Origin of the sequence: Pseudomonas sp. TWI628, from assembly GCF_039673865.1 — a bacterium.
In the GTDB taxonomy this organism is placed as follows: Bacteria; Pseudomonadota; Gammaproteobacteria; order Pseudomonadales; family Pseudomonadaceae; genus Aquipseudomonas.
The window spans coordinates 133,842-156,440 of sequence record NZ_JBDJMM010000010.1 but is presented as its reverse complement, the minus strand read 5'-3'; the positions used below and the strand labels follow the sequence as shown (position 1 = coordinate 156,440).

Annotated in this window: 23 protein-coding genes and 1 tRNA gene; 20 read left to right on the top strand and 4 right to left on the bottom strand. The window is 63.0% G+C overall.

Annotation, left to right across the window (positions count from 1 at the left end; all coding sequences use genetic code 11):
* Positions 1 to 22 precede the first annotated feature (22 nt).
* Positions 23 to 3,220 carry a ribonuclease E gene (rne, locus tag ABE528_RS10185; RefSeq protein WP_346652837.1) on the bottom strand — a complete coding sequence of 1,066 codons (3,198 nt, stop codon included), beginning with the start codon at positions 3,218 to 3,220 and terminating at the stop codon, positions 23 to 25.
* A gap of 803 nt (positions 3,221 to 4,023) precedes the next feature.
* Here rne and rluC point away from each other — a divergent pair.
* From rluC to ABE528_RS10170, 3 genes are read left to right on the top strand one after another with little or no spacing between them, the layout of a single operon-like run.
* Positions 4,024 to 4,980, top strand: a complete 957-nt coding sequence (gene rluC, locus ABE528_RS10180) for a 23S rRNA pseudouridine(955/2504/2580) synthase RluC (protein WP_152959138.1) — start codon at positions 4,024 to 4,026, stop codon at positions 4,978 to 4,980.
* Entirely contained in the window at positions 4,970 to 5,650 is a 681-nt protein-coding gene (locus ABE528_RS10175; protein ID WP_346652836.1) for an HAD family hydrolase, read from the top strand. Before rluC ends, ABE528_RS10175 begins: the two co-directional genes overlap by 11 nt.
* 2 nt (positions 5,651 to 5,652) lie before the next feature.
* Positions 5,653 to 6,687: a S49 family peptidase gene (locus ABE528_RS10170; protein ID WP_152959139.1), complete on the top strand. Its 1,035-nt coding sequence runs from the start codon at positions 5,653 to 5,655 to the stop codon at positions 6,685 to 6,687.
* A 308-nt stretch (positions 6,688 to 6,995) separates the two neighbouring features.
* Here ABE528_RS10170 and ABE528_RS10165 read toward each other — a convergent pair whose 3' ends face one another.
* The gene (locus tag ABE528_RS10165; RefSeq protein ID WP_346652835.1) at positions 6,996 to 7,574 is read right to left on the bottom strand and encodes a nucleoside triphosphate pyrophosphatase; all 579 of its coding nucleotides are present in this window, start codon (positions 7,572 to 7,574) and stop codon (positions 6,996 to 6,998) included.
* A 96-nt stretch (positions 7,575 to 7,670) separates the two neighbouring features.
* On the opposite strand from ABE528_RS10165, the gene ABE528_RS10160 reads away from it, so the two are divergent.
* The 12 genes from ABE528_RS10160 (at position 7,671) to ABE528_RS10105 (ending at position 17,469) form a co-directional block, all read left to right on the top strand.
* Entirely contained in the window at positions 7,671 to 8,198 is a 528-nt protein-coding gene (locus ABE528_RS10160) for a YceD family protein (RefSeq protein ID WP_152959141.1), read from the top strand.
* A 13-nt stretch (positions 8,199 to 8,211) separates the two neighbouring features.
* Positions 8,212 to 8,394, top strand: coding sequence for a 50S ribosomal protein L32 (rpmF, locus tag ABE528_RS10155; protein WP_010223221.1), 183 nt, complete (start codon positions 8,212 to 8,214; stop codon positions 8,392 to 8,394).
* A gap of 3 nt (positions 8,395 to 8,397) precedes the next feature.
* Entirely contained in the window at positions 8,398 to 9,408 is a 1,011-nt protein-coding gene (gene plsX, locus ABE528_RS10150; protein WP_152959142.1) for a phosphate acyltransferase PlsX, read from the top strand.
* Between the two features lie 127 nt (positions 9,409 to 9,535).
* Positions 9,536 to 10,474 (top strand): ACP S-malonyltransferase, encoded by a 939-nt coding sequence (gene fabD, locus ABE528_RS10145; RefSeq protein WP_152959143.1) that lies wholly within the window; start codon positions 9,536 to 9,538, stop codon positions 10,472 to 10,474.
* Positions 10,475 to 10,489: 15 nt separating this feature from the next.
* Entirely contained in the window at positions 10,490 to 11,230 is a 741-nt protein-coding gene (gene fabG / locus ABE528_RS10140; RefSeq protein ID WP_054883751.1) for a 3-oxoacyl-ACP reductase FabG, read from the top strand.
* 203 nt (positions 11,231 to 11,433) lie between these two features.
* Positions 11,434 to 11,670 (top strand): acyl carrier protein, encoded by a 237-nt coding sequence (gene acpP / locus ABE528_RS10135; RefSeq protein ID WP_060513099.1) that lies wholly within the window; start codon positions 11,434 to 11,436, stop codon positions 11,668 to 11,670.
* A gap of 173 nt (positions 11,671 to 11,843) precedes the next feature.
* A complete protein-coding gene (fabF, locus tag ABE528_RS10130; protein ID WP_346652834.1) occupies positions 11,844 to 13,088 on the top strand; it encodes a beta-ketoacyl-ACP synthase II in 1,245 nt (414 codons plus the stop codon).
* Entirely contained in the window at positions 13,088 to 13,903 is an 816-nt protein-coding gene (gene pabC, locus ABE528_RS10125; RefSeq protein WP_346652833.1) for an aminodeoxychorismate lyase, read from the top strand. Before fabF ends, pabC begins: the two co-directional genes overlap by 1 nt.
* 4 nt (positions 13,904 to 13,907) lie before the next feature.
* The gene (mltG, locus tag ABE528_RS10120) at positions 13,908 to 15,035 is read left to right on the top strand and encodes an endolytic transglycosylase MltG (protein WP_346652832.1); all 1,128 of its coding nucleotides are present in this window, start codon (positions 13,908 to 13,910) and stop codon (positions 15,033 to 15,035) included.
* Positions 15,036 to 15,044: 9 nt separating this feature from the next.
* Entirely contained in the window at positions 15,045 to 15,677 is a 633-nt protein-coding gene (gene tmk, locus ABE528_RS10115; protein ID WP_346652831.1) for a dTMP kinase, read from the top strand.
* On the top strand, positions 15,670 to 16,656 hold the full coding sequence (locus ABE528_RS10110; RefSeq protein WP_346652847.1) for a DNA polymerase III subunit delta': 987 nt from the start codon (positions 15,670 to 15,672) through the stop codon (positions 16,654 to 16,656). Before tmk ends, ABE528_RS10110 begins: the two co-directional genes overlap by 8 nt.
* A gap of 30 nt (positions 16,657 to 16,686) precedes the next feature.
* On the top strand, positions 16,687 to 17,469 hold the full coding sequence (locus ABE528_RS10105; protein WP_152959147.1) for a TatD family hydrolase: 783 nt from the start codon (positions 16,687 to 16,689) through the stop codon (positions 17,467 to 17,469).
* A 281-nt stretch (positions 17,470 to 17,750) separates the two neighbouring features.
* Here the strand turns inward: ABE528_RS10105 and ABE528_RS10100 are convergent, their stop codons facing one another.
* The gene (locus ABE528_RS10100; protein ID WP_346652830.1) at positions 17,751 to 18,884 is read right to left on the bottom strand and encodes an aminotransferase class V-fold PLP-dependent enzyme; all 1,134 of its coding nucleotides are present in this window, start codon (positions 18,882 to 18,884) and stop codon (positions 17,751 to 17,753) included.
* A gap of 71 nt (positions 18,885 to 18,955) precedes the next feature.
* On the opposite strand from ABE528_RS10100, the gene ABE528_RS10095 reads away from it, so the two are divergent.
* The 5 genes from ABE528_RS10095 to ABE528_RS10075 all read left to right on the top strand — a co-directional run bounded on the left by ABE528_RS10095 (position 18,956) and on the right by ABE528_RS10075 (position 22,429).
* Positions 18,956 to 19,591 carry a TetR/AcrR family transcriptional regulator gene (locus ABE528_RS10095; RefSeq protein WP_152959149.1) on the top strand — a complete coding sequence of 212 codons (636 nt, stop codon included), beginning with the start codon at positions 18,956 to 18,958 and terminating at the stop codon, positions 19,589 to 19,591.
* Positions 19,592 to 19,699: 108 nt separating this feature from the next.
* On the top strand, positions 19,700 to 20,668 hold the full coding sequence (locus ABE528_RS10090; protein WP_152959150.1) for a radical SAM protein: 969 nt from the start codon (positions 19,700 to 19,702) through the stop codon (positions 20,666 to 20,668).
* Positions 20,669 to 20,734: 66 nt separating this feature from the next.
* On the top strand, positions 20,735 to 21,340 hold the full coding sequence (locus tag ABE528_RS10085; protein ID WP_152959151.1) for a DUF4823 domain-containing protein: 606 nt from the start codon (positions 20,735 to 20,737) through the stop codon (positions 21,338 to 21,340).
* Between the two features lie 10 nt (positions 21,341 to 21,350).
* Positions 21,351 to 21,911 (top strand): DUF1285 domain-containing protein, encoded by a 561-nt coding sequence (locus ABE528_RS10080; protein ID WP_346652829.1) that lies wholly within the window; start codon positions 21,351 to 21,353, stop codon positions 21,909 to 21,911.
* Positions 21,912 to 22,012: 101 nt separating this feature from the next.
* A complete protein-coding gene (locus ABE528_RS10075; RefSeq protein WP_346652828.1) occupies positions 22,013 to 22,429 on the top strand; it encodes a cupin domain-containing protein in 417 nt (138 codons plus the stop codon).
* Positions 22,430 to 22,511: 82 nt separating this feature from the next.
* Here the strand turns inward: ABE528_RS10075 and ABE528_RS10070 are convergent.
* Positions 22,512 to 22,587 (bottom strand) — tRNA-Asn (locus tag ABE528_RS10070).
* Between the last annotated feature and the right edge of the window lie 12 nt (positions 22,588 to 22,599).

The following is a 22,599-nucleotide window of genomic DNA, read 5'->3' as shown; positions in this document are numbered from 1 at the left end:
CTTTTTCATTCAGCCTTGGCTATCAACCGTGATGAGGCTTGTGCTCATCGGCGGTTTCCAGCACTGGCTCGGCAGCTTGCTGAGCGGCTTTGGCTGCGGCCTCGGCTTCACGCTTGCGGCGACGCACTTCACGTGGGTCGTTCGGCGCGCGGCCGTTTGGCAGCATCACGGTGGCGGCTTCCACCGGGGCCGGCTCGACAGCTACCGGTGCGGCTTCGACGACCACAGGTGCAGGTTCTGCAGCCTCTTCAGGCTGGGCTTCGGCGACAGGCGCTGGCTGCTCGGCAACCGGTGCTTGCTCGACGACTACCTGGGGCTTCTCGGCCTCACCCGCCTCGACGATCGCTGCTTCGACAACTGGCGCTGCTTCAGCTGCAGGCGCTTCGACCGGTGCTTCAGCAACGACCACTGGCTCAGCAGCGGCAGCGGCTTCTTCAACCACCGGCTGCGGTGCGACTTCGACCACTGGAGCGATCACAGCTTCCTCGGCTTGAGCAACCACTTCAACCTGCTCGGTCGGCTGGGCGACTTCGCTGTTTTCGGTGGTTACGGCTTCGGCGCTGGCGCGTTCGGCCTGCTGGTTGGCTTCAGCTTCGGCATTGGCGCTGATGTGGCTGCTGGCGACAGCGGCAGTGACGGCCAGGCCGGCAGCCAGTTCGGCGCCAAGCTCGGTAGCCTGGTGCTGTTGTGGCTGTTCTTCGCTGCCTTCTTCGTCGCTACCTTCGATCAGCTCGCCATTGGCATTGCGCTGACGCTCACGGCGGTTGCTGCGGCGACGCTGGCCACGGGAGCGACGACGCGGACGCTCGTCATCGGTGCCTTCCTGCTCGTCCTGCAGCAGCTCTTCGTTCGGCAGTTGCTCCTCGGCGAGTTCGGCAGCCTGCTCGGCGGCTTGTTCGGCCGGGCGTGGCTGGCGCTCTTCGCGCGCTGGGCGAGGCTGGCGTTCTTCGCGAGGCGCACGCTCTTCACGCGGGGCGCGTTCTTCGCGAGGAGCGCGCTCTTCGCGTGGGGCGCGTTCTTCACGAGCTACTCGCTCTTCGCGAGGGGCACGTTCTTCACGCGGGGCACGTTCTTCGCGAGGTGCACGCTCTTCGCGGGCTACACGTTCTTCACGCGGCTGACGCTCTTCGCGTTCTGCCGGTGTAACGTCCAGCGGCTCGCGCAGTTCACGTACGCGTTCTTCACCGCGGTTGCCGCGGCGGTCTTCACGTGGCTGGCGTGGTGCACGCTCTTCACGTGGAGCACGCTCTTCGCGAGGGGCTCGCTCTTCACGTGGAGCACGTTCCTCACGAGGTGCGCGTTCTTCGCGTGGTTGGCGCTCTTCACGCGGGGCGCGCTCGGCACGCTCTTCACGCGGCTTGCGTTCTTCATCGCGACGGCCGTTGCGGTTGCGGCTCTGCTGGCGGCCGTTACGGCGCTCTTCGTTGCGCTGGCTGCGCTCGGCGGCCGGCTTCTCGGCGGCAGCAACGACCGGTGCGGCGGCAGGTTCTTCCTTGCCGGCGAACAGGCTGACCAGCGACTTCACCAGGCCCTTGAACAGGCTTGGCTCAGGTGCGCTCGGTGCAGGGGCTACCGGGGCGGCCGGCTGGGGCTGCTCTTCGGCGGCGCTCGGTACCGGGGCGTTGGCGCGGGCCGGGGCGGTCTTCACCGCGGCTTCCTGGCGAACCAGGGTGCGGGTGGCGGTCGGCTGCGGCGCTTCTTCGGTTTCGGAGGCGGCGATTTCGTAGCTGGACTGGTTGTTCAGCACTTCCGGGTTGTCGTCGCGCAGGCGCTGGACTTCGAAGTGCGGGGTTTCCAGGTGGTCGTTCGGCAGGATGATGATGCGTGCGCGAGTACGCAGTTCGATCTTGGTGATCGAGTTGCGCTTCTCGTTGAGCAGGAAGGCTGCGACCGGGATCGGCACCTGGGCGCGTACTTCGGCAGTACGGTCTTTCAGGGCTTCTTCTTCGATCAGGCGCAGGATGGCCAGCGACAGCGATTCGACGTCACGGATGATGCCGGTGCCGGAGCAGCGTGGGCAGACAATGCCGCTGCTCTCGCCGAGCGATGGGCGCAGGCGCTGACGGGACATTTCCAGCAGGCCGAAGCGCGAGATGCGGCCGACCTGGACGCGGGCGCGGTCGGCTTCCAGGCATTCACGCACGCGCTCTTCTACCGCGCGCTGGTTCTTCGCCGGGGTCATGTCGATGAAGTCGATGACGATCAGGCCGCCAATGTCACGCAGGCGCAGCTGGCGGGCGATTTCCTCGGCCGCTTCCAGGTTGGTCTGCAGTGCGGTTTCCTCGATGTCGCTGCCCTTGGTGGCGCGCGCCGAGTTGATGTCGATGGATACCAGGGCTTCGGTCGGGTCGATCACGATCGAGCCGCCGGACGGCAGGTCGACCACACGCTGGAAGGCGGTCTCGATCTGGCTTTCAATCTGGAAACGGTTGAACAGCGGCACGCTGTCTTCGTACAGCTTGACCTTGCTGGCGTACTGCGGCATCACCTGGCGGATGAAGGTCAGGGCTTCTTCCTGGGCATCGATGCTGTCGATCAGCACTTCGCCGATGTCCTGGCGCAGGTAGTCGCGGATGGCGCGGATGATGACGTTGCTTTCTTGGTAGATCAGGAATGGCGCGGCGCGGTCCAGGGACGCTTCCTTGATGGCGGTCCACAGTTGCAGCAGGTAGTCGAGGTCCCACTGCATTTCTTCGCTGCTACGGCCAAGGCCGGCAGTGCGCACGATCAGGCCCATGTCGCCCGGCACGGTCAGGCCGTTCAGGGCTTCACGCAGTTCGTTGCGCTCTTCGCCTTCGATGCGGCGGGAAATGCCACCGGCACGCGGGTTGTTGGGCATCAGCACCAGGTAACGGCCAGCCAGGCTGATGAAGGTGGTCAGGGCGGCGCCTTTGTTGCCGCGCTCTTCCTTCTCGACCTGGACGATGACTTCCTGGCCTTCGCTCAGGACTTCCTTGATGTTGACCCGGCCTTCAGGGGACTTCTTGAAGTATTCGCGGGAGATTTCCTTCAGCGGCAGGAAGCCGTGACGTTCGGAGCCGAAGTCGACGAAGGCGGCTTCGAGGCTGGGCTCGATCCGGGTGATCTTGCCTTTGTAGATGTTGGCCTTTTTCTGCTCGCGCGCGCCGGACTCGATGTCCAGGTCGTAGAGACGTTGGCCGTCCACCAGGGCTACACGCAACTCTTCGGGTTGAGTTGCGTTAATCAGCATTCTTTTCATGTTGTACCGTCGGTTTCCGGGCTGCCGGAAACGGCGTGCGGCACACACGACTTCTCATGGTCGGTGCCAAGGTGCGCAAAGGGTGGCCGGGCCACCCCCGTGTCGAGCAACGTTCGGCACCAGCCGGTTGCCCAGCCTGCCGTTGTCGCGACGACGCGTCCTGTTTGCTGCGGTGCCTACCAGGCCCCGGTGGCTTCGAATGGGTATCCGAATCAACCAAGCGGGCCTCGTGCACTCAGTCAGGAGGAGGAATCAACCGTCAGCCGTGGACGCCCGGGGGGCATCTGTTCAGGACCTTATCCGCTCGCCGGCCATATCAGTGGGCCGGTGGCCGGACGCGGTGCTACACGGTCCGAGGGCTGTGCATCTCCACCCTGCACGTATCCCTGATAATTCGGGTGCTGCCGCGCGCTGAATCCGCAACGGGTTGCATTTTTCGCCAGCTTCAAACGGGAAGCTGACGCCATTACATATCCAAGGCAGGTATTTCCGAAGCATTCGCCTTGCGTTGCGTGGAAGCGACGGGGGCGGGCAGAGGTGCAGCGAAAAGAATCGGGAAGCAGGTGAAAAACCACACTTGTCGTTTTTTTTCGGTCTTCTCTACACAGCGCTGGTGGCGATTCCAGGCAATTCGGTAAACTGGCGAAAACCCCGTAGGACGGCCTCGCGTCCTGGAGAACTGCGTAGGTCAGGAACCGGCCCAGGGCCTGGTTTCACTGGCCTGCCGCTTTTGGCGGCGTTCGCGACTATAGCAGTAATGATTAAGTGCTTCAATTCCATAAATAATTGTTATGATCCCCGCCATGACGACCAATACCCCTCCGACTTCCGGCGTTCAGCTGATCGAAGTCGCGCCGGAACTTGCCGGCCAACGCATCGACAATTTCCTGATCACGGCGCTCAAGGGCGTGCCCAAGACCCTGGTCTACCGCATCCTGCGCAAGGGTGAGGTACGCGTCAACAAGGGTCGGGTCAAGCCCGAGTACAAGATCCAGGCCGGCGATATCGTGCGCGTGCCGCCTGTCCGGTTGCCTGAGCGTGACGAGCCGGCGCCGGTGGCCCAGGGGCTGCTGCAGCGCCTGGAAGCTGCCATCGTCTACGAAGACAAGGCGCTGATCGTGATGAACAAGCCGTCCGGCATTGCCGTGCACGGCGGCAGCGGCCTGAGCTTCGGCGTGATCGAGGCGCTGCGCCAGCTGCGCCCGGACGCCAAGGAGCTGGAGCTGGTGCACCGCCTGGATCGCGACACCTCTGGCCTGCTGATGATCGCCAAGAAGCGCAGCATGCTGCGCCACCTGCATGCTGCCTTGCGCGGTGATGGCGTGGACAAGCGCTACATGGCGCTGGTGCGTGGCCACTGGCCAACATCGAAGAAACAGGTCAACGCGCCGCTGCTCAAGAGCAACCTGCGCTCCGGCGAGCGCATGGTCGAAGTCAATGACGAAGGCAAGGAAGCGCTGACCCTGTTCCGCGTGCTGCGCCGCTTCGGCGAGTTCGCCACCATCGTCGAGGCGCGCCCGATCACTGGCCGTACCCACCAGATTCGCGTGCATACCCTGCATGCCGGGCACATGATCGCCGGTGACAGCAAGTATGGCGACGAAGACTTCAGCCGCGAGATCCGCGAGCTGGGTGGCAAGCGCCTGTTCCTGCATGCCTACGCATTGACCGTGCCGTTGCCAGATGGCGGCGAGCTGAAACTCGAAGCGCCTGTGGACGAAGTCTGGGCGAAGACCGTGGAGCGTTTGAGTGCGTCGTGACTATGAGTTGCTGATCTTCGACTGGGACGGCACCCTGGCCGATTCCATCGGCCGTATCGTCGAGGCGATGAATGCCGCTGCCGAGCGTGCCGCAGAGGCGCCAAGCCCTGAAGACGCCGTCAAGGGCATCATCGGCCTGGCGCTGGGGGAAGCCATCTCGACGCTGTACCCACACCTCGACCCGCTGCAGGTCGAAACCTTCCGCCAGCATTACGCCGACATCTATATGGCCCTGGATCAGCAGCCTTCGCCGCTGTTCGAGGGTGTGGTCGAGTCGCTGGATGCCTTCCGTGCCGAGGGCTATCGCCTGGCGGTAGCGACCGGCAAGGCGCGCCGAGGGCTGGATCGCGTGCTCAAGGCCAATGGTTGGGAGCAGTTCTTCGACATTACCCGTGCCGCCGACGAAACCCGTGGTAAGCCTCACCCACTGATGCTTGAGGAAATCCTCGCACATTGCGGCGTCGAACCCGGGCGGGCACTGATGGTCGGAGATTCGGCATTCGACCTGCAGATGGCCAGCAATGCCGGCATGCATTCGGTGGCGGTGGGCTACGGTGCCATGTCGCTGCAGGCACTGGCCGAGTTTGGCCCGCAGGTATGCATCGATCATTTTTCCCAGCTGCGCGAGTGGCTGGCTGGTTCCAGGCAAGTCCAATTCCAAGGTAGGTGAGCATGGCTGACGAGTGGAAAGCGCCGGTTAACGAAACCGAAGAGGAGCGCCTCGCTCGTGAAGCGCGTGAAGCGCAGAACGAAGAGGCGCGTGTCGAGCAGAAGAGCTGGAAGCTGCTGGAAAAGACCCTGCTGGCCGGGGTTCAGGAGCAGCGTCGGTCGCGGCGTTGGGGGATCTTCTTCAAGCTGCTGACCTTCGTCTACCTGTTCGGCATTCTCGCCCTGTTCCTGCCGTTCATGGATGTGGACAAGGCTGCGTCGCGCAGTGGTAATCACACGGCCCTGGTTGAGGTGCGCGGGGTGATTGCCGATCAGGAAGCGGCCAGCGCCGACAATATCGTCAAGAGCCTGCGCGATGCGTTCAAGGACCCCAAGACCAAGGCGGTGGTCCTGCGCATCAACAGCCCGGGCGGTAGCCCGGTGCAGGCGGGCTATGTGTATGACGAAATCCGTCGCCTGCGTGGCGAGCACCCGGATACCAAGCTGTATGCGGTGATCACCGATCTGGGCGCTTCCGGTGCCTACTACATCGCCAGTGCGGCGGATGAGATCTATGCCGACAAGGCCAGCCTGGTGGGTTCCATTGGAGTGACGGCGGCCGGCTATGGCTTCGTGGGGTCAATGGAAAAACTGGGTGTCGAGCGGCGCACTTACACCGCTGGCGAGCATAAGGCTTTCCTTGATCCGTTCTCGCCTGAAAAGCCTGATGAGCGAGCGTTCTGGCAGGGTGTGCTGGACACCACGCATCAGCAGTTCATTGCCATGGTCAAGCAGGGGCGAGGAGATCGCCTGAAGGACAAGGAGCATCCGGAGCTGTTCAGCGGCCTGGTCTGGTCGGGTGAGCAGGCCAAGGCGCTGGGGTTGGTGGATGGGCTGGGCAGTGCCAGCTATGTGGCGCGCGAGATCGTGGGTGAGAAGGATCTGGTCGATTACACCGTGCAGGAATCGCCGTTCGATCGCTTCTCCAAGCGCATCGGTGCCAGCGTGGCCGAGCATCTGGCCATGTGGATGGGGTTCCAGGGGCCGCAGTTGCGCTGAGTTCGACGCGCTGCTTGTGGTGGTTTTGAAATCGAGCGCCGCCCGCGCGGCGCATCGCGAGCAAGCTCGCTCCTACATTTGTTGCAACGTGCCGAACCTGACAGGCCATGGTTGCTCGCCTTGGTGCATGGCTGAAGACAGGTGGAGCGGCATCAGCGTCCACCGGGATGCATCGCCATGCCAACAAGGCGGGCCCTGTTGGCGGCACAGGAATGACTGGCCCGAAACAGATGTAGGAGCGAGCTTGCTCGCGATGCGCTGCGCGGGCGGCGCTCGATCTCGCAGGCGCCACAACTCTCAAGCCAGGCTCAAGGAACCACCACCCCCTCCAGCGTCAACATGTCCACCAGCCGAATCAGTGGCAGCCCGATCAGGCTGGTTGCATCGCACCCATGGGTGCTCTGAAACAAACTCACACCCAACCCCTCCGCCTTGAAGCTCCCCGCGCAATCCAGCGGCTGCTCCGCTGTCACATAACGCTCCACCCGCTCCCGATCCAGCTCGCGCATTGTCACCGTGAACGGCACGCAATCGACCTGGCAATGGCCGGTCGCGCTATTGAGCAGCGCCAGCCCGGTCAGGAAGGTCACCTGCTGGCCGCTGGCTTCGAGCAGCTGCTCGCAGGCACGATCAAAGGTGTGCGGCTTGCCGAGTATCTGCTCGCCCAGTACCGCCACCTGGTCGGAGCCGATGATCAGGTGCTGCGGATGGTTGGCGGCAAGTGCTTCGGCTTTTTGCCTGGCCAGGCGCCTTACCAGCTCCACGGCGGGCTCGTCAGGCAGGCGCTGCTCGTCTAGGTCGGGGCTTGCCCAGGTGAAGGGCAGGCGCAGGCGCGCGAGCAGTTCGCGCCGGTAGGCAGAGCTGGAAGCCAGCAACAGAGGCAGCATGATAGACTCCTGGTCAGTTGAACCTGATTCTAACATGCGAGATGTCGCCTAATTTCCTTTGACAGGGGCGGGGGGCATCCCTAGAATGCTGCGCCTATGTTGAATGACCCGATTCCACCTCACGTTGACCCGCGCAAATTAGCCGACCGAGGCGTATCCATCACTGGTACGCTGCAACTCGCTGATTTGGAAAGACTCTGCGACCCGCTTTCCGACAATGTCGGTACGGTGCAGGCGAAGTTCGATTTTGAACGAGATGAACAGCACGTGGTGGTTATCCACAGCGAGCTGGACGTCGAAGTCAAAATGGTTTGCCAGCGTTGTCTTGAGCTGGTCACCCTACCGATCCGCAGCGAATGTACTTACGCCGTGGTGAAGGAGGGTGCGAATACCCAGTCGTTGCCGAAAGGCTATGACGTGCTGGAACTGGGCGAAGATCCATTGGATCTGCAGGCCTTGGTCGAGGAGGAGCTGCTGCTCGCCTTGCCTATCGTGCCTGCTCACCATCCGGAAGAATGCCAGCAGCCGGCGGGCGCAGACGAGCCCGAATCGAGCAAGGACGAGGTATCGCGGTCCAACCCGTTCAGTGTTTTGGCGCAGTTAAAGCGTGACCCAAACGTTTAGGAGTTAATCAATTATGGCTGTTCAGCAGAACAAAAAATCCCGCTCTGCCCGTGACATGCGCCGTTCGCACGACGCCCTGTCGGAAAACGCGCTGTCGGTAGAAAAAACCACTGGTGAAGTACACCTGCGTCACCACGTTTCGCCAGAAGGCGTTTACCGTGGTCGTAAAGTGATCGACAAGGGCGCTGACGAGTAATCCTTGTCCGCTCAGATCATCGCGATCGACGCAATGGGCGGGGACTTCGGTCCCCGCAGCATTGTCCAGGCTAGCATTGCCTGTCTTTCGGCTACACCCTCGCTGCACCTGACCCTCGTCGGTCAACCCTCCCTCCTTGAAGATCTTGTCAGCGGCCTTGCGGCTGCGGATCGCGCGCGCCTGCAAATTGTCGCCGCCAGTGAGGTGATCGGTATGGACGAGCGGCCATCCCAGGCGTTGCGCGGCAAGCCGGACTCGTCGATGCGCATCGCCCTCGAACTGGTGCGTGACGGCAAGGCCCAGGCCTGCGTGAGTGCCGGCAATACCGGGGCGCTGATGGCGTTGTCGCGTTTCGTGCTCAAGACCCTGCCGGGTATCGATCGGCCCGCCATGGTCGCGGCGATCCCGACCCAGGCGGGTTACTGCCAACTGCTCGACCTGGGCGCCAACGTCGACTGCAGTGCCGAAAACCTCTACCAGTTCGCCGTCATGGGCTCCGTGGCTGCCCAGGCCTTGGGTATTCACCGGCCGCGCGTGGCGCTGTTGAACATCGGTACCGAGGACATCAAGGGCAACCAGCAGGTCAAGCTGGCGGCCACGTTGCTGCAGAATGCCCGCGGCCTCAATTATGTCGGCTTCGTCGAAGGTGATGGCCTGTACCGCGGCGAAGCGGACGTGGTGGTGTGCGACGGCTTCGTCGGCAACATCCTGCTCAAGTCCAGCGAAGGCCTGGCGACCATGATCGGCGAGCGCATCGAAAAGCTGTTCAAGGGCGGCGCGTTGTCGCGGGTGGCTGGGGCAATGGCGATGCCGTTGCTCAAGCGCCTGCAGGCCGACCTGGCGCCGGCGCGGCACAATGGCGCGAGCTTCCTCGGCCTGCAGGGCATCGTCATCAAGAGCCATGGCTCGGCAGGCGTGCAGGGCTTCCAGAGCGCGATCCAGCGGGCGCTGATCGAGATCCAGGAAAACCTCCCGCAGCGGCTGCATGGCCGTCTCGAAGATTTGTTGCCTTAGGCATTTCGCCGATGAAGTGCTTAAATGTGACCGCTTGGTCTGTGTTTCCATCCAAGTTTTCAGATTCCGCGCCCGGCCCAAGGCCCGGCGCACCCTATCCGACGACAAGATCATAAGGGCTTGTTCAATGTCTGCATCCCTCGCATTCGTCTTCCCCGGTCAAGGTTCCCAGTCGCTGGGCATGCTCGCCGAGCTCGGCGCTGAAAAGCCGGTGGTCATCGAGACCTTCAAGGAGGCTTCCGAGGCTCTGGGCTATGACCTGTGGAAGCTGGTCCAGGAAGGTCCGGAAGAACAACTCAACCAAACCGACAAGACCCAGCCGGCGATCCTCACCGCCTCCATCGCCTTGTGGCGCCTGTGGCTGGAAGAGGGCGGCGCGCAGCCGGCCTTCGTTTCCGGCCATAGCCTGGGTGAATACAGCGCCCTGGTCGCTGCCGGCGCCCTGTCGCTGAAAGACGCCGTGCGCCTGGTCGAGCGTCGTGGCCAGTTGATGCAGGAAGCTGTGCCTGCCGGACACGGTGCCATGGCTGCGATCCTGGGCCTGGATGACGCCGTGGTGGTGGAAATCTGCGCCGAAGCGGCCGAAGACGAAGTGGTCAGTGCCGTGAACTTCAACTCGCCAGGCCAGGTGGTCATCGCCGGTAACAAGGCAGCGGTCGACCGCGCCATGGAGCTGTGCAAGGCCAAGGGCGCCAAGCGCGCCCTGCCGCTGGCGGTCAGTGTGCCGTCGCACTGCGCCCTGATGAAGCCGGCTGCCGAGCGCTTTGCCGAATTCGTCAACGCCATCGATTGGAAGGCCCCGCAGATCCCGGTGGTGCAGAACGTCACCGCCGCCGTCGCCGCCGACCTCGATGCCCTGAAGCAGGACCTGCTGGCGCAGCTGTACCAGCCGGTACGCTGGGTTGAATGCGTGCAGACCCTGGCCGCCAACGGTGCGGTCAACCTGGTCGAGTGCGGCCCGGGCAAGGTCCTGGCTGGCCTGAACAAGCGTTGCGCCGACGGCGTGACCACCTACAACCTCAATACCCCTGATGCTGTCGCCGCCACCCGTGCGGCGCTGGCCTGATTTGGAGAAGCTTGCATGAGCCTGCAAGGTAAAGTTGCACTGGTCACCGGCGCCAGCCGTGGTATTGGCCAGGCCATCGCCCTCGAACTGGGCCGCCAGGGCGCTACCGTGATCGGTACCGCCACTTCGGCTTCCGGTGCCGAGCGTATCGCCGCCACCTTGAAAGAGCACGGCATCGCCGGCACCGGCATGGAGCTGAACGTCACCAGCGCCGAGTCCGTGGAAGCCGTGCTGGCTGCCATCGGTGAGCAGTTCGGCGCCCCCGCCATTCTGGTCAACAACGCCGGTATCACCCGCGACAACCTCATGCTGCGCATGAAGGACGACGAGTGGTTCGACGTGATCGACACCAACCTGAACAGCCTCTACCGTCTGTCCAAGGGCGTGCTGCGTGGCATGACCAAGGCGCGCTGGGGTCGTATCATCAGCATCGGTTCGGTTGTCGGTGCCATGGGCAACGCCGGCCAGGCCAACTACGCGGCGGCCAAGGCCGGCCTCGAAGGCTTCAGCCGCGCCCTGGCGCGTGAAGTGGGTTCGCGCGGTATCACCGTCAACTCGGTGACTCCGGGTTTCATCGACACCGACATGACCCGCGAGCTGCCAGAAGCGCAGCGCGAAGCCCTGCAGACCCAGATTCCGCTGGGCCGCCTGGGCCAGGCTGACGAAATCGCCAAGGTGGTTTCGTTCCTGGCGTCGGACGGCGCTGGCTACGTTACCGGCGCCACCGTGCCGGTCAACGGCGGGATGTACATGTAAAACTGCAACGCAATGTGACGGATTGCTTCAAAAAAGAGTCATACTGCGAGCCTAAAATCCGTTATAAAGCTGCAACCAGATTCCAGGCAGCGGGTAGGGTGGCTCAAGTGAAGGTGCGTTCCGCTTGAAAAGCGAACGTCTTTCTATAAACTTGGTCACCGGCCAGCTGCCTGACATATGTCCATTAGGAGTGAAAACTAGGTATGAGCACCATCGAAGAACGCGTCAAGAAAATCGTCGCCGAGCAACTGGGCGTCAAGGAAGAGGAAGTGACTGTCGAGAAGTCCTTCGTCGATGACCTGGGTGCCGATTCGCTTGACACCGTTGAGCTGGTGATGGCTCTGGAAGAGGAATTCGAGACCGAAATCCCTGACGAAGAAGCCGAGAAGATCACTACCGTTCAAGCTGCAATCGACTACGTCAAAAACCACCAGGCTTAAGACGTTGTAGTCGACGCTTCTTGTCGAGAAGAACCGCACTGCCTTTGCCGGCGTGCGGTTTTTTCTTTGCGAGCCAGCGCCGTCGTATCGCTTGCTACGAGAGCTTGTTGCCATTTCATTCCATTGCTTGAATGCAATGGCAAGAAACTCTGTGATTAGAAAAGGAGAGTACTGTGTCGCGTAGACGCGTCGTGGTCACCGGTATGGGCATGCTGTCGCCACTGGGTACCGATGTACCGAGCACTTGGCAGGGCATTCTGGCTGGCCGCAGTGGCATTGGTCCGATCGAGCATACGGACCTGTCTGCCTACTCCACCCGTTTTGGCGGCTCGGTGAAAGGCTTCGAGGTTGAGCAGTACCTGTCGGCCAAAGAGGCCCGCAAGCTCGACCTGTTCATTCAGTACGGCCTGGCGGCCGGTTTCCAGGCGGTGCGTAATGCCGGCCTGGAAGTCACCGACGCCAACCGCGAGCGCATTGGCGTGGCCATGGGTTCGGGTATCGGCGGCCTGACCAACATCGAAGAAACCAGCCGTACCTTGCACGAGCAAGGCCCGCGCCGTATTTCGCCGTTCTTTGTGCCGGGTTCGATCATCAACATGATCTCCGGTTTCCTGTCGATCCACCTGGGGCTGCAGGGGCCGAACTACGCCATCGCCACCGCCTGCACCACGGGCACCCACTGCATCGGCATGGCTGCGCGCAACATCGCCTACGGTGAAGCCGACGTGATGATCGCCGGTGGCGCCGAAATGGCCGCGTGTGGCCTGGGCATGGGCGGCTTTGGTGCGTCCCGTGCGCTGTCGACCCGCAACGATGAGCCAGCCCGTGCCAGCCGCCCGTGGGACAAGGGCCGTGATGGCTTCGTGCTCTCCGACGGTGCTGGCGCCCTGGTGCTCGAAGAGCTGGAGCACGCCAAGGCCCGTGGTGCGACCATCTATGCCGAGCTGGTCGGTTTCGGCATGAGCGGCGACGCTTACCACATGACTTCGCCGCCCGACAGCGGTGAAGGTGCTGCCCGTTGCATGGCCAACGCCCTGCGCGACGCTGGCATCCAGCCTGAAGCCGTCAGCTACATCAACGCCCACGGTACCTCGACCCCGGCCGGCGACATTGCCGAAGTTGCGGCGATCAAGCGCGTGTTCGGCGAGCATGCCTACAAGCTGGCGGTCAGCTCGACCAAGTCGATGACCGGTCACCTGCTCGGTGCGGCCGGTGCAGTCGAGGCGATCTTCAGCGTGCTGGCGATCAACAGCCAGATGGCGCCGCCGACCATCAACCTCGACGAGCCGGACGAAGGCTGCGACCTCGACTTCGTGCCGCATGAAGCTCGCAGCATGCCGATCGACGTGGTGCTGTCCAACTCGTTCGGCTTTGGCGGCACCAACGGTTCGCTGGTGTTCCGCCGGTTCGCCGGTTGATGCACAGCTGGATCGACGGCCAGCCCGCGACTGCGATCAATTTGCAGAACCGCGGCCTGGCCTACGGTGATGGCCTGTTCGAGACCATCGCCGTGCGCGCTGGCCGGCCCAGCCTGCTGGACGGCCATCTGGCCCGCCTGGCACTGGGTTGCCAGCGGCTGATGATCGACGCCGACCTGGCGCTGGTGCGTGATGAAATTTTGCGCTTTGCCAGCCAGCTGGGTGACGGTGTCGCCAAGCTGGTCCTCACCCGTGGCGACAGCCAGCGTGGCTACGCGCCGGTTGCCGGCGTTGCGCCGCGGCGGATTCTCCAGGGCAGCCCGCTGCCCAGCTATCCTGTCGAACATGCCGAGCACGGCGTGCGGCTGTTCCCTTGCCTGACCCGGCTTGGGGAGCAACCGTTGCTGGCCGGTCTCAAACACCTCAATCGCCTGGAGCAGGTGCTGGCCCGTGCCGAATGGCAGGACAGCGAACATGCCGAAGGCCTGATGCGTGACGGGCAGGGCAGGGTGGTCGAAGGCGTATACAGCAATCTGTTCCTGGTGTGCAATGGCGTGCTGCTCACGGCTGACCTCAGCCGTTGCGGCGTTGCCGGCGTGATGCGCGCTGCCCTGCTGGAGCAGGCGCAACGGCTGGGCATGGCGGTACAGGTGCGTGATATTGCATTCGACGAACTGCAACAGGCGGATGAAGTGTTCGTCTGCAACAGTGTCTACGGTGTCTGGCCTGTGCGTGCAATTGCCGCGCTGAACTGGTCGCCGGGCCCGCTCACCCGTAAACTGCAGGCCGTTGCCCGTACGTTACTGGATACCTGAATTCGTGAGACGCAAATTCCTGCTGCTGCTGGAAATGGGCTTGATCCTCGCCGGCCTGGCCTTGGGTTGGTCGGCCTGGAAGATCAACTCGGTGCTGGAGCAGCCCCTGCATGTGGCCGAAGAGCGCCTGCTCGACGTGCCCAGTGGCACCAACCCCAACCGCATGTTCTATCGCATGCAGGCTGACGGCTTGCTCGATGACGCCCTCTGGCTGCGCCTGTACTGGCGCTTCAACATGGCCGGCACACAGTTGCATACCGGCGAGTATCGCCTCACCCCCGGCATGACGGTGGAGGAGCTATTCGACGTCTGGCGCCGTGGCGATGTGGTGCAGTACAACCTGACCCTGGTCGAAGGCTGGACCTTCCGCCAGGTGCGTTCGGCGGTGGCCAAGCATGAAAAGCTCAAGCACACCCTGGATGGCCTTTCCGACGCCGAAGTGATGGACAAGCTCGGCCACACCGGTGTGTTCCCTGAAGGCCGCTTTTTCCCCGACACCTACCGCTTCGTGCGCGGCATGAGCGACGTCGAGCTGCTGCAGCAGGCGTACATGCGCCTGGACGAAGTGCTGGCCAAAGAGTGGGCAGAGCGCACCACCGACCTGCCTTACCGTGACCCCTACCAGGCCTTGATCATGGCCTCGCTGGTGGAGAAAGAAACCGGTATCCCCCAGGAGCGCGGGCAGATTGCCGGCGTCTTCGTCCGCCGCCTGCGCATGGGCATGATGCTGCAGACCGACCCGACGGTGATCTACGGCATGGGTGAGCGCTACAACGGCAAGATTTCCCGCGCCGACCTGCGTGAGCCGACGCCTTACAACACCTACACCATGACCGGCCTGCCACCGACACCGATCGCCATGGTCGGGCGCGAGGCGATCCATGCTGCGCTCAACCCGGCGGATGGCACCAGCCTGTACTTCGTCGCCCGTGGCGATGGCAGCCATGTGTTCTCCGATGACCTGGACGATCACAACTCGGCGGTGCGCGAGTTTCAGCTCAAGCGTCGTGCGGATTACCGCTCCAGCCCGGCGCCGCAAAGCGCACCTGCGGACGCGGACGAGCCAGCTGAGCAGGATCCTGCCAGCGAGGCCGAGCCGGCCGACGCGCCAACGCCTGACGAACAACATTAAGGACTGCCTGTGAGCGGCTTGTTTATTACCCTTGAGGGCCCCGAAGGCGCGGGCAAGAGCACCAACCGCGATTACCTGGCCGCGCGCCTGCGCGAGCAGGGCCTGGACGTGGTGCTGACCCGCGAGCCTGGCGGTACGCCGCTGGCTGAAAAAGTCCGCGAGTTGTTGCTGGCGCCGAGTGATGAAGTGATGGCCGCTGATACCGAGCTGCTGCTGGTGTTCGCTGCCCGTGCCCAGCACCTTGCCGGCGTGATTCGCCCGGCGCTTGCCCGTGGTGCGGTGGTGCTTTGTGATCGCTTCACCGATGCCACATACGCCTACCAGGGCGGTGGCCGCGGCCTGTCGGTGGAGCGTATCGCTGCGCTGGAGCAATTCGTCCAGGGTGACCTGCGCCCGGACTTGACCCTGGTCTTCGACCTGCCGGTGGAAGTCGGCCTGGCCCGTGCCGCCGCGCGCGGTCGCCTGGATCGTTTCGAGCAGGAAGGCCAGGCCTTCTTCGAAGCCGTGCGCCAAGCCTATCTGCAACGCGCCCACGGCGCGCCGCAACGCTACAGCCTGCTCGACGCCGCCCAGCCACTGGAGGCTGTGCAGCGTGCCATCGATGCACTGCTGCCCGGCATTGTGGGGCGTTGCCGTGGCTGAGGCCTACCCCTGGCAGCAGGCGCTCTGGCAGCAGCTGGCCGGCCGTGCCCGGCACGCCCATGCCTACCTGCTGCACGGGCCCCAGGGCATCGGCAAACGCGCCCTGGCCGAGCGGCTGATGGCGCGTTTGCTGTGCCAGCAGCCGCAGGGGCTGGATGCTTGCGGGCAGTGCAAGTCGTGCCTGCTGCTCAAGGCCGGCAGCCACCCGGACAACTTCGTGCTGGAGCCGGAGGAGGCCGACAAGCCGATCAAGGTCGACCAGGTGCGTGAACTGGTGTCGTTCGTGGTGCAGACGGCGCAGCTGGGCGGGCGTAAAGTGGTGTTGATCGAGCCGGTCGAGGCAATGAACGTCAATGCCTCCAACGCTTTGCTCAAGAGCCTGGAGGAGCCTTCGGGCGATACCGTGCTGCTGTTGGTCAGTCACCAGCCCAGCCGCCTGTTGCCGACGATCAAGAGCCGCTGCCAGCAAGTGGTCTGCCCGCAGCCGAGCCTGGCGCAGAGCCAGGCCTGGCTGGCCACGGCATTGCCCGACAGCGACGAGGCCGAGCGCGAGGAGCTGCTGACCTTGGCTGCCGGCTCGCCGCTGATGGCTGTCAGTCTGCAAGCGCAAGGTGTGCGTGAGCAACGGGCCTTGGTGACCGACGGGGTGAAGAAGCTGCTCAAGCAGCAGCAATCGCCCAGCCAGCTGGCCGAGGCCTGGAGCAGTGTGCCGTTGTTGTTGCTGTTCGACTGGTTCTGTGACTGGTCGCACCTGATCCTGCGCTACCAGTTGACCCAGGATGAAGAGGGGTTGGGCTTGGCCGACATGCGCAAGGTGGTGCAGTACCTGGCGCAGAAGGCCCGTCAGGGCAAGGTGCTGGAGGTTCAGTCGTGGATCCTCGAACAGCGCCAGAAGGTGCTCGGCAAGGCCAACCTCAATCGCGTATTGCTGCTGGAAGCGCTGCTGGCCCATTGGGTACAGCTGCCGGGTTCCCGCTGATTTTCCATCTTTTCATGTGTGCCGCCTGCCATGCTCGTAGATTCCCATTGCCACCTCGACCGTCTTGACCTGAGTGCCCATCAGGGCTCCCTCGATGCCGCGCTGCAGGCAGCGCGCGAGCGTGGGGTCGGGCATTTCCTGTGCATTGGCGTCAGCGCCGAAAATGCCGGAGCGGTGAAGGCGTTGAGTGAGCAGTACGCCGATGTCGACTGCTCGGTGGGTGTGCACCCGTTGGACTTGGCGCCGGGTGAGACGCCGGCGCTGGAATGGCTGCTGCGCGAGCTGGCGCACCCACATGTGGTGGCGATTGGCGAAACCGGCCTGGACTACCACTACGAACCGGAAGCCGCGGAGTTGCAGCAGGCATCATTCCGCCTGCATTTGGAGGCTTCGCGCCAGACAGGCAAGCCGGTGATCGTGCATACCCGTGCGGCGCGGGCCGATACCTTGGCGTTGCTGCGTGAAGCGAACCTGCCGCAGGCGGGCGTGCTGCACTGCTTCACTGAAGATTGGGACATGGCCAAGGCGGCGCTGGACCTGGGCTATTACATCTCGTTGTCTGGCATCGTCACCTTCCGCAATGCCGATGCCCTGCGCGAGGTAGCGCGGCAAGTGCCGGTCGACCGCCTGCTGGTGGAGACCGATTCGCCGTACCTGGCACCGATCCCGTATCGTGGCAAGCCGAACCTGCCGCAGTATGTGCGGGAGGTGGCGGAGTATGTGGCATCGTTGCGTGGGGTCAGCTATGCGCAACTGGCCGAGCAGACCACGGGCAACTTCAAGCGCCTGTTCCCGCTGGCACGAGTGGCCTGAACCAAGCCAATCGCTTTTGCTCTGCTTATGCTTCTAAGTGCGCGGTAGCCCAGACGCCTGGGCATGGGCAAAAAAAACCCGGGTTCTGGGGGGGGAATCCGGGTTAAGACCATTAGGAGTAAAACAAAGGTACGCGGTCCCTGAGCACCTTTATCGGCGCGCCACTTGGGGGGGATGCGCCGCGCCAACACTTCAAGTATTGGTCAGGTTTGGCACAGTGCCAGTGCTTCTCTGTTCGTTTTTTAAACAGATTTGGAATACGCCCGCCGTCCCTTCCTCCCTCAGTGCATGGCCAGGCGCCGCACTTGCTGCACAGCTTCGTCGATCAGCTGCTCACTGGAATAGAAATGTGGCGAAAATCGTATACCTGGCCCTCTTACTGCGCAGATCGTCTGCTCCGCCAACAGGCTTTGATAGACAGCCGTGCTGTCCTGCCCCTGAAGGCTGAAAGTAACGATGCCCGCCCGTTTTTCCGGGGATGCCGGGCTATGCACATGTACCCCGGGAATACCGCCCAAGCCTTGAAGCAGTTGCTCGACCCGCAGCTGCAATTGCCGGCCAACCTCATCCATGCCAATTTCCTCCAGCAATGACAGGCTGGCCTCCAGGGCGCATGCACCCAGCATGTTCGGGCTGCCGCATTCAAAGCGCCTGGCGCTACGTGCCGGCTGCCACTCGCGGCGGTCGAAGTCGCCCAGACGCTCCAGCATATGCCAGCCATAAGCGTGTAACCTGAGCTGCGGGCGCAGTGCAGCGCGGCAATAGAACACACCCAGGCCCTCTGGCCCCAGCATCCACTTGTGGCCGTCGGCCATGGCGAAGTCGCACTGATAACGCTGCACGTCGAAGGGCAGGGCGCCAACCTGCTGGATGGCATCGACGCAGAACAGGACATTGCGCGCCCGGCAGCCCTCGCCGAGGCGGGGCAGGTCCAGGCGCAGGCCGCTGGCGAACTGCACGGCGCTCACTGCCAGCAGGCGCGTACGCGGGCCGCAGGCCGCGAGCAGTGTGGCTTCCGGGTCAGGCCCGGCAAGGCTTGCCTCGGTTACTTCGACACCACACGCGCCTAATGCTTCCCAGACGACCCGGTTGGAGGGAAACTCCTCGTCGCTGATCACAACCTGATCGCCGGCTTGCCAGTCGAGGCCGAAAGCGACCAGTGACAGTGCCTCGGAGGTGTTCTTTACCAGCGCGATGTCTGCCCAGGAAGGCGCATTGACCAGGCGCGCCAGCCTTTCCCGCAGCCTGCGTTCGGTGGCCAGCCATGCCGGGTAGTCGCTCGCACCCAGGTACACGTTGTCTCGGGCAAAGCGTGCCACCGCCTCGCTGGCCCGGCGCGGCCAGGGAGCGATGGCCGCGTGGTTCAGGTAACGCAGCCCCGGCGCCTGTTCGAACTCATCGTGAAACATAGACATGGTTGGATGATCCGTGCAATTTGCCGCAAGTTAGGCATAATAAACCGCTTCAATGTCATCCAGTCCTTCCTATGCAGAAAGAATCTCGTAAGGTCCGTGAGTTTCACCGTCGCGAACAGGAAATCCTCGACACAGCGCTGAAGCTGTTCCTCGAACAGGGTGAAGACAGCGTCACAGTCGAGATGATCGCCGACGCCGTGGGTATCGGCAAAGGCACGATCTACAAGCACTTCAAGTCCAAGGCGGAGATCTACCTGCGCCTGATGCTCGACTATGAGCGTGACCTGAACGCGCTGTTGCACTCGGCCGATGTCGATCGCGACAAGGAGGCGCTGTCGCGCGCCTACTTCGAGTTCCGCATGCGCGACCCGCAGCGCTACCGGCTGTTCGACCGCCTGGAAGAGAAGGTGGTCAAGGGCAACCAGGTACCGGAAATGGTCGAGCAGCTGCACAGCATCCGCGCGTCCAACTTCAAGCGCCTGACCGAGTTGATCGAGGGCCGCATCAGCGAAGGCAAGCTCGAAGACGTGCCGCCGTACTTCCACTACTGCGCCGCCTGGGCGTTGGTGCACGGCGCCGTAGCGCTGTACCACTCGCCGTTCTGGAGCAATGTGCTGGAAGATCAGGAAGGTTTCTTCCAGTTCCTCATGGATATCGGCGTGCGCATGGGCAACAAGCGCAAGCGTGATCCGGAAGCCAGCCACTGAAGGCACTCGTCGTCACCGGGTGAGCCTGGCGTGAAATGGGGACTTGCAAAAACTTGAACCATGAGTCAAGTTTTGCCGGCCCCGATTCATCCAATACCGGAGTCATCCATGATCGTCGATCGTCAAGGCAGGCGTTTTCGCAACCTGCGCGTCAGCCTGACGGCTGCCTGTAACTACGCCTGCAGCTACTGCGTGCCGGATGGCAAGCGCCTGGTCGCGGCCCAGGATGAACTGTCGGCGGAAAGCTTGGCGCGAGGTGTGGCCTATCTCATCGAAGCTGCCGGTATCGAGCGTTTGCGCATTACCGGTGGCGAGCCGCTGGTCAGCCCTCGGCTGGATGCCTTTCTGGCGGCGGTGTCGAAGCTCGACCTTGACGACATCACGCTGACCACCAACGGGCAGCTGCTCGCGCGCAAGCTGCCGCAACTGCAAGCGGCCGGCATTCGCCGTTTGAACGTGTCCCTCGATACCCTCGACCCCCAGGCATTTCGCCGCATCGCCCGTGGCGGTGATCTGGCCAGCGTGTTGGCAGGCATGGACCAGGCCAGTGCCATGGGCATGCGGATCAAGGTCAACATGGTGCCGATGCGTGGGCAGAACCTCGATCAGGTGCTGCCGATGCTCGACTACTGCATGGCGCGTGGTTTCGAGCTGCGTTTCATCGAGCTGATGCGCATGGGCCACCTGGCCCGGGACAACAATGCGTTCCTGCAGCAGTTTGTCGGGCTCGATGCATTGCTCGATGTGATCGGCGGCCGGTATGGCTACCAGCAGGTCGACGCGCCGCTGGATGCCACGGCGCTGCGCTACCAGATTCCCGGGCGTGGCCATTTCGGCGTCATCGCCAATGAAAGCGTGCCGTTCTGCCGCACTTGCTCGCGCCTGCGTCTGTCCTCTACTGGCTGGCTGCACGGCTGCCTGTCTTCCGGCAATCGTCACTTTGTCGGCGATCTGCTGGAAAAACCCCGCCATCAGGCCCTGCCAGGCTTGCAGCGGCTGCTGGTAAAAGCTTTGGCAGACAAGCAGGAGCTGGCGTTTTCCGGGGGGGTAACAGTGATGAAGGTGATTGGCGGCTGAAGCTGGCGCAAAAGCTGCATCCGCCGGCTATTCGCCGGTTTTTCGTCACCGGCCACTGGAGGAAAGATGCGTAGCCTGGTTTTGCTGCTGACGCTGATGGCGTTGGGCGGTTGCATGAATGTCAGCGATATGGGCGAGGGCGTCCGTTACCACATGAGCGATGCCGGCTTGCTGGACCACAGCGATACCCGTCGTACCCTGTCGATTCGCCTGCAGCCTGATTCGTTCATCTTCATCGGCCAAGGCGCATTCATGCCGCCAGGCAAGGGCCCGGTGCCGAAGCAGAACGCGGTGGCCGAAGAGGCGTTCAAGAGCTTCGTCGAGTATTTCCCGCTGGTGCGTCGCGCCCAAGGGCCGCTGGGGCTTGAAGAAGCGATCGCCCAGGCCCGCTCGGTGGGCGCCGACTATGTCCTGTATACCCGCTTCGCCCGCACGGATGACCGTATCGGTAATGGCGACGAATGGTATGACGAGCAGGCCGTCGACCGCGTGGGTTGGGACACCGGTGTCGTGCAGATGATGCTGATCGAGACCAACACGCGTTACCTGATCGACACCGCACGGATCAAGAGCCGTGGCGGTTTGTTGACGTTCCACGACCAGTCGCCGCAGGATTTGCTTGGCGCACCGATGCGCGAGTACGCTCGTAGCCTTCTGGGCATGAGCGAGTGAGGGCAGGGTGATGACGGATGCCGGCAAGGCCAACGATCTATTGGCGCAGATCCCCACGCACAAGGGGCTGCCGCCGGTGCATCTGTGGAACCCGGATTTCTGCGGCGATATCGACATGCGTATTGCCCGCGATGGTACCTGGTACTACATGGGTACACCCATCGGGCGTAAACCGATGGTTCGCCTGTTCTCCACGATCATTCGCCGCGATGGTGATGACTATTTTCTGATCACCCCGGTGGAGAAGGTCGGCATCCGCGTCGATGATGCGCCATTCGTGGCCGTGACGCTGGAGGTGCTGGGCAGTGGTGAGGCGCAGGTGCTGCGCTTTACCAGCAATGTCGAGGATCAGGCCGAAGCGGGGCCGCAGAACCCTTTGCGGGTCGAGATCGATCCCGATACTCAGGAGCCGTCGCCTTATGTGCTGATGCGCAGCAATCTCGAGGCGTTGATCCATCGCAATGTGTTCTACCAATTGGTCGACCTGGCAGTGGTGCGGGTGATTGATGGCGCGGAATGGCTCGGGGTATGGAGCCATGGTGTGTTTTACCCGATCGGGCGCAATTGCTGAGCGCGCTCCCGACTGGCCCCCTGCTTTTTCTCCTGATTGGCCGTTTGCGCCCTGTGCCACTGGGCCTAACCTGCAGGCACTTGCCAATCAGGAGAACCGCCGTGAAATCTGCCAAATTTTCTTTTGCCTTGCTCATTGCCGCTGGCCTGTTCGGTGGTCAGTCCGCAGCCTGGGCCCACGGCGACGCTGCTGACCAGGTAACAGTCCTGCAGCAACAACAACCCTCGAATGCCCCGGGCAAGAGCGCTGTCATGCTCACGGTCAGCTATGCCCCCGGGCAGGCCTCGCCTGCCCACCAGCATCCGGGGGCGGTCATGGCTTATGTGCTGGAAGGCGCAGTGGTGTCAAAGCTCAATGATGAGCCGGAGAAGACCTACAAGGCCGGCGAATACTGGTACGAAGCGCCTGGCACCGTACACAGGGTGTCGCGCAACGCCAGCAAGACCCGGCCTGCCAAGTTGCTGGTATGGAGTTTGGTGGATGATGGCAAGCCAGTGACCGAGCCGGTTGGAAACTGATGTCGGGGCTGGCGAGGGCTTTTCGTCGCCAGACAACGAAAAAGCCCCCGATGCTTGCGCATTCGGGGGCTTTCTCAGTGTTTGGCTCCGCGACCTGGACTCGAACCAGGGACCCAATGATTAACAGTCATTTGCTCTACCGACTGAGCTATCGCGGAATCTGCGCGTAT

Bases quoted from the DNA above. Each gene is read 5' to 3' on its own strand.
- rne (WP_346652837.1), bottom strand. From the start codon at position 3,220: ATGAAAAGAATGCTGATTAACGCAACTCAACCCGAAGAGTTGCGTGTA.
- rluC (WP_152959138.1), top strand. From the start codon at position 4,024: ATGACGACCAATACCCCTCCGACTTCCGGCGTTCAGCTGATCGAAGTC.
- ABE528_RS10170 (WP_152959139.1), top strand. From the start codon at position 5,653: ATGGCTGACGAGTGGAAAGCGCCGGTTAACGAAACCGAAGAGGAGCGC.
- ABE528_RS10165 (WP_346652835.1), bottom strand. From the start codon at position 7,574: ATGCTGCCTCTGTTGCTGGCTTCCAGCTCTGCCTACCGGCGCGAACTG.
- ABE528_RS10160 (WP_152959141.1), top strand. From the start codon at position 7,671: ATGTTGAATGACCCGATTCCACCTCACGTTGACCCGCGCAAATTAGCC.
- rpmF (WP_010223221.1), top strand. From the start codon at position 8,212: ATGGCTGTTCAGCAGAACAAAAAATCCCGCTCTGCCCGTGACATGCGC.
- fabD (WP_152959143.1), top strand. From the start codon at position 9,536: ATGTCTGCATCCCTCGCATTCGTCTTCCCCGGTCAAGGTTCCCAGTCG.
- fabG (WP_054883751.1), top strand. From the start codon at position 10,490: ATGAGCCTGCAAGGTAAAGTTGCACTGGTCACCGGCGCCAGCCGTGGT.
- acpP (WP_060513099.1), top strand. From the start codon at position 11,434: ATGAGCACCATCGAAGAACGCGTCAAGAAAATCGTCGCCGAGCAACTG.
- pabC (WP_346652833.1), top strand. From the start codon at position 13,088: ATGCACAGCTGGATCGACGGCCAGCCCGCGACTGCGATCAATTTGCAG.
- ABE528_RS10105 (WP_152959147.1), top strand. From the start codon at position 16,687: ATGCTCGTAGATTCCCATTGCCACCTCGACCGTCTTGACCTGAGTGCC.
- ABE528_RS10100 (WP_346652830.1), bottom strand. From the start codon at position 18,884: ATGTCTATGTTTCACGATGAGTTCGAACAGGCGCCGGGGCTGCGTTAC.
- ABE528_RS10095 (WP_152959149.1), top strand. From the start codon at position 18,956: ATGCAGAAAGAATCTCGTAAGGTCCGTGAGTTTCACCGTCGCGAACAG.
- ABE528_RS10090 (WP_152959150.1), top strand. From the start codon at position 19,700: ATGATCGTCGATCGTCAAGGCAGGCGTTTTCGCAACCTGCGCGTCAGC.
- ABE528_RS10085 (WP_152959151.1), top strand. From the start codon at position 20,735: ATGCGTAGCCTGGTTTTGCTGCTGACGCTGATGGCGTTGGGCGGTTGC.
- ABE528_RS10080 (WP_346652829.1), top strand. From the start codon at position 21,351: ATGACGGATGCCGGCAAGGCCAACGATCTATTGGCGCAGATCCCCACG.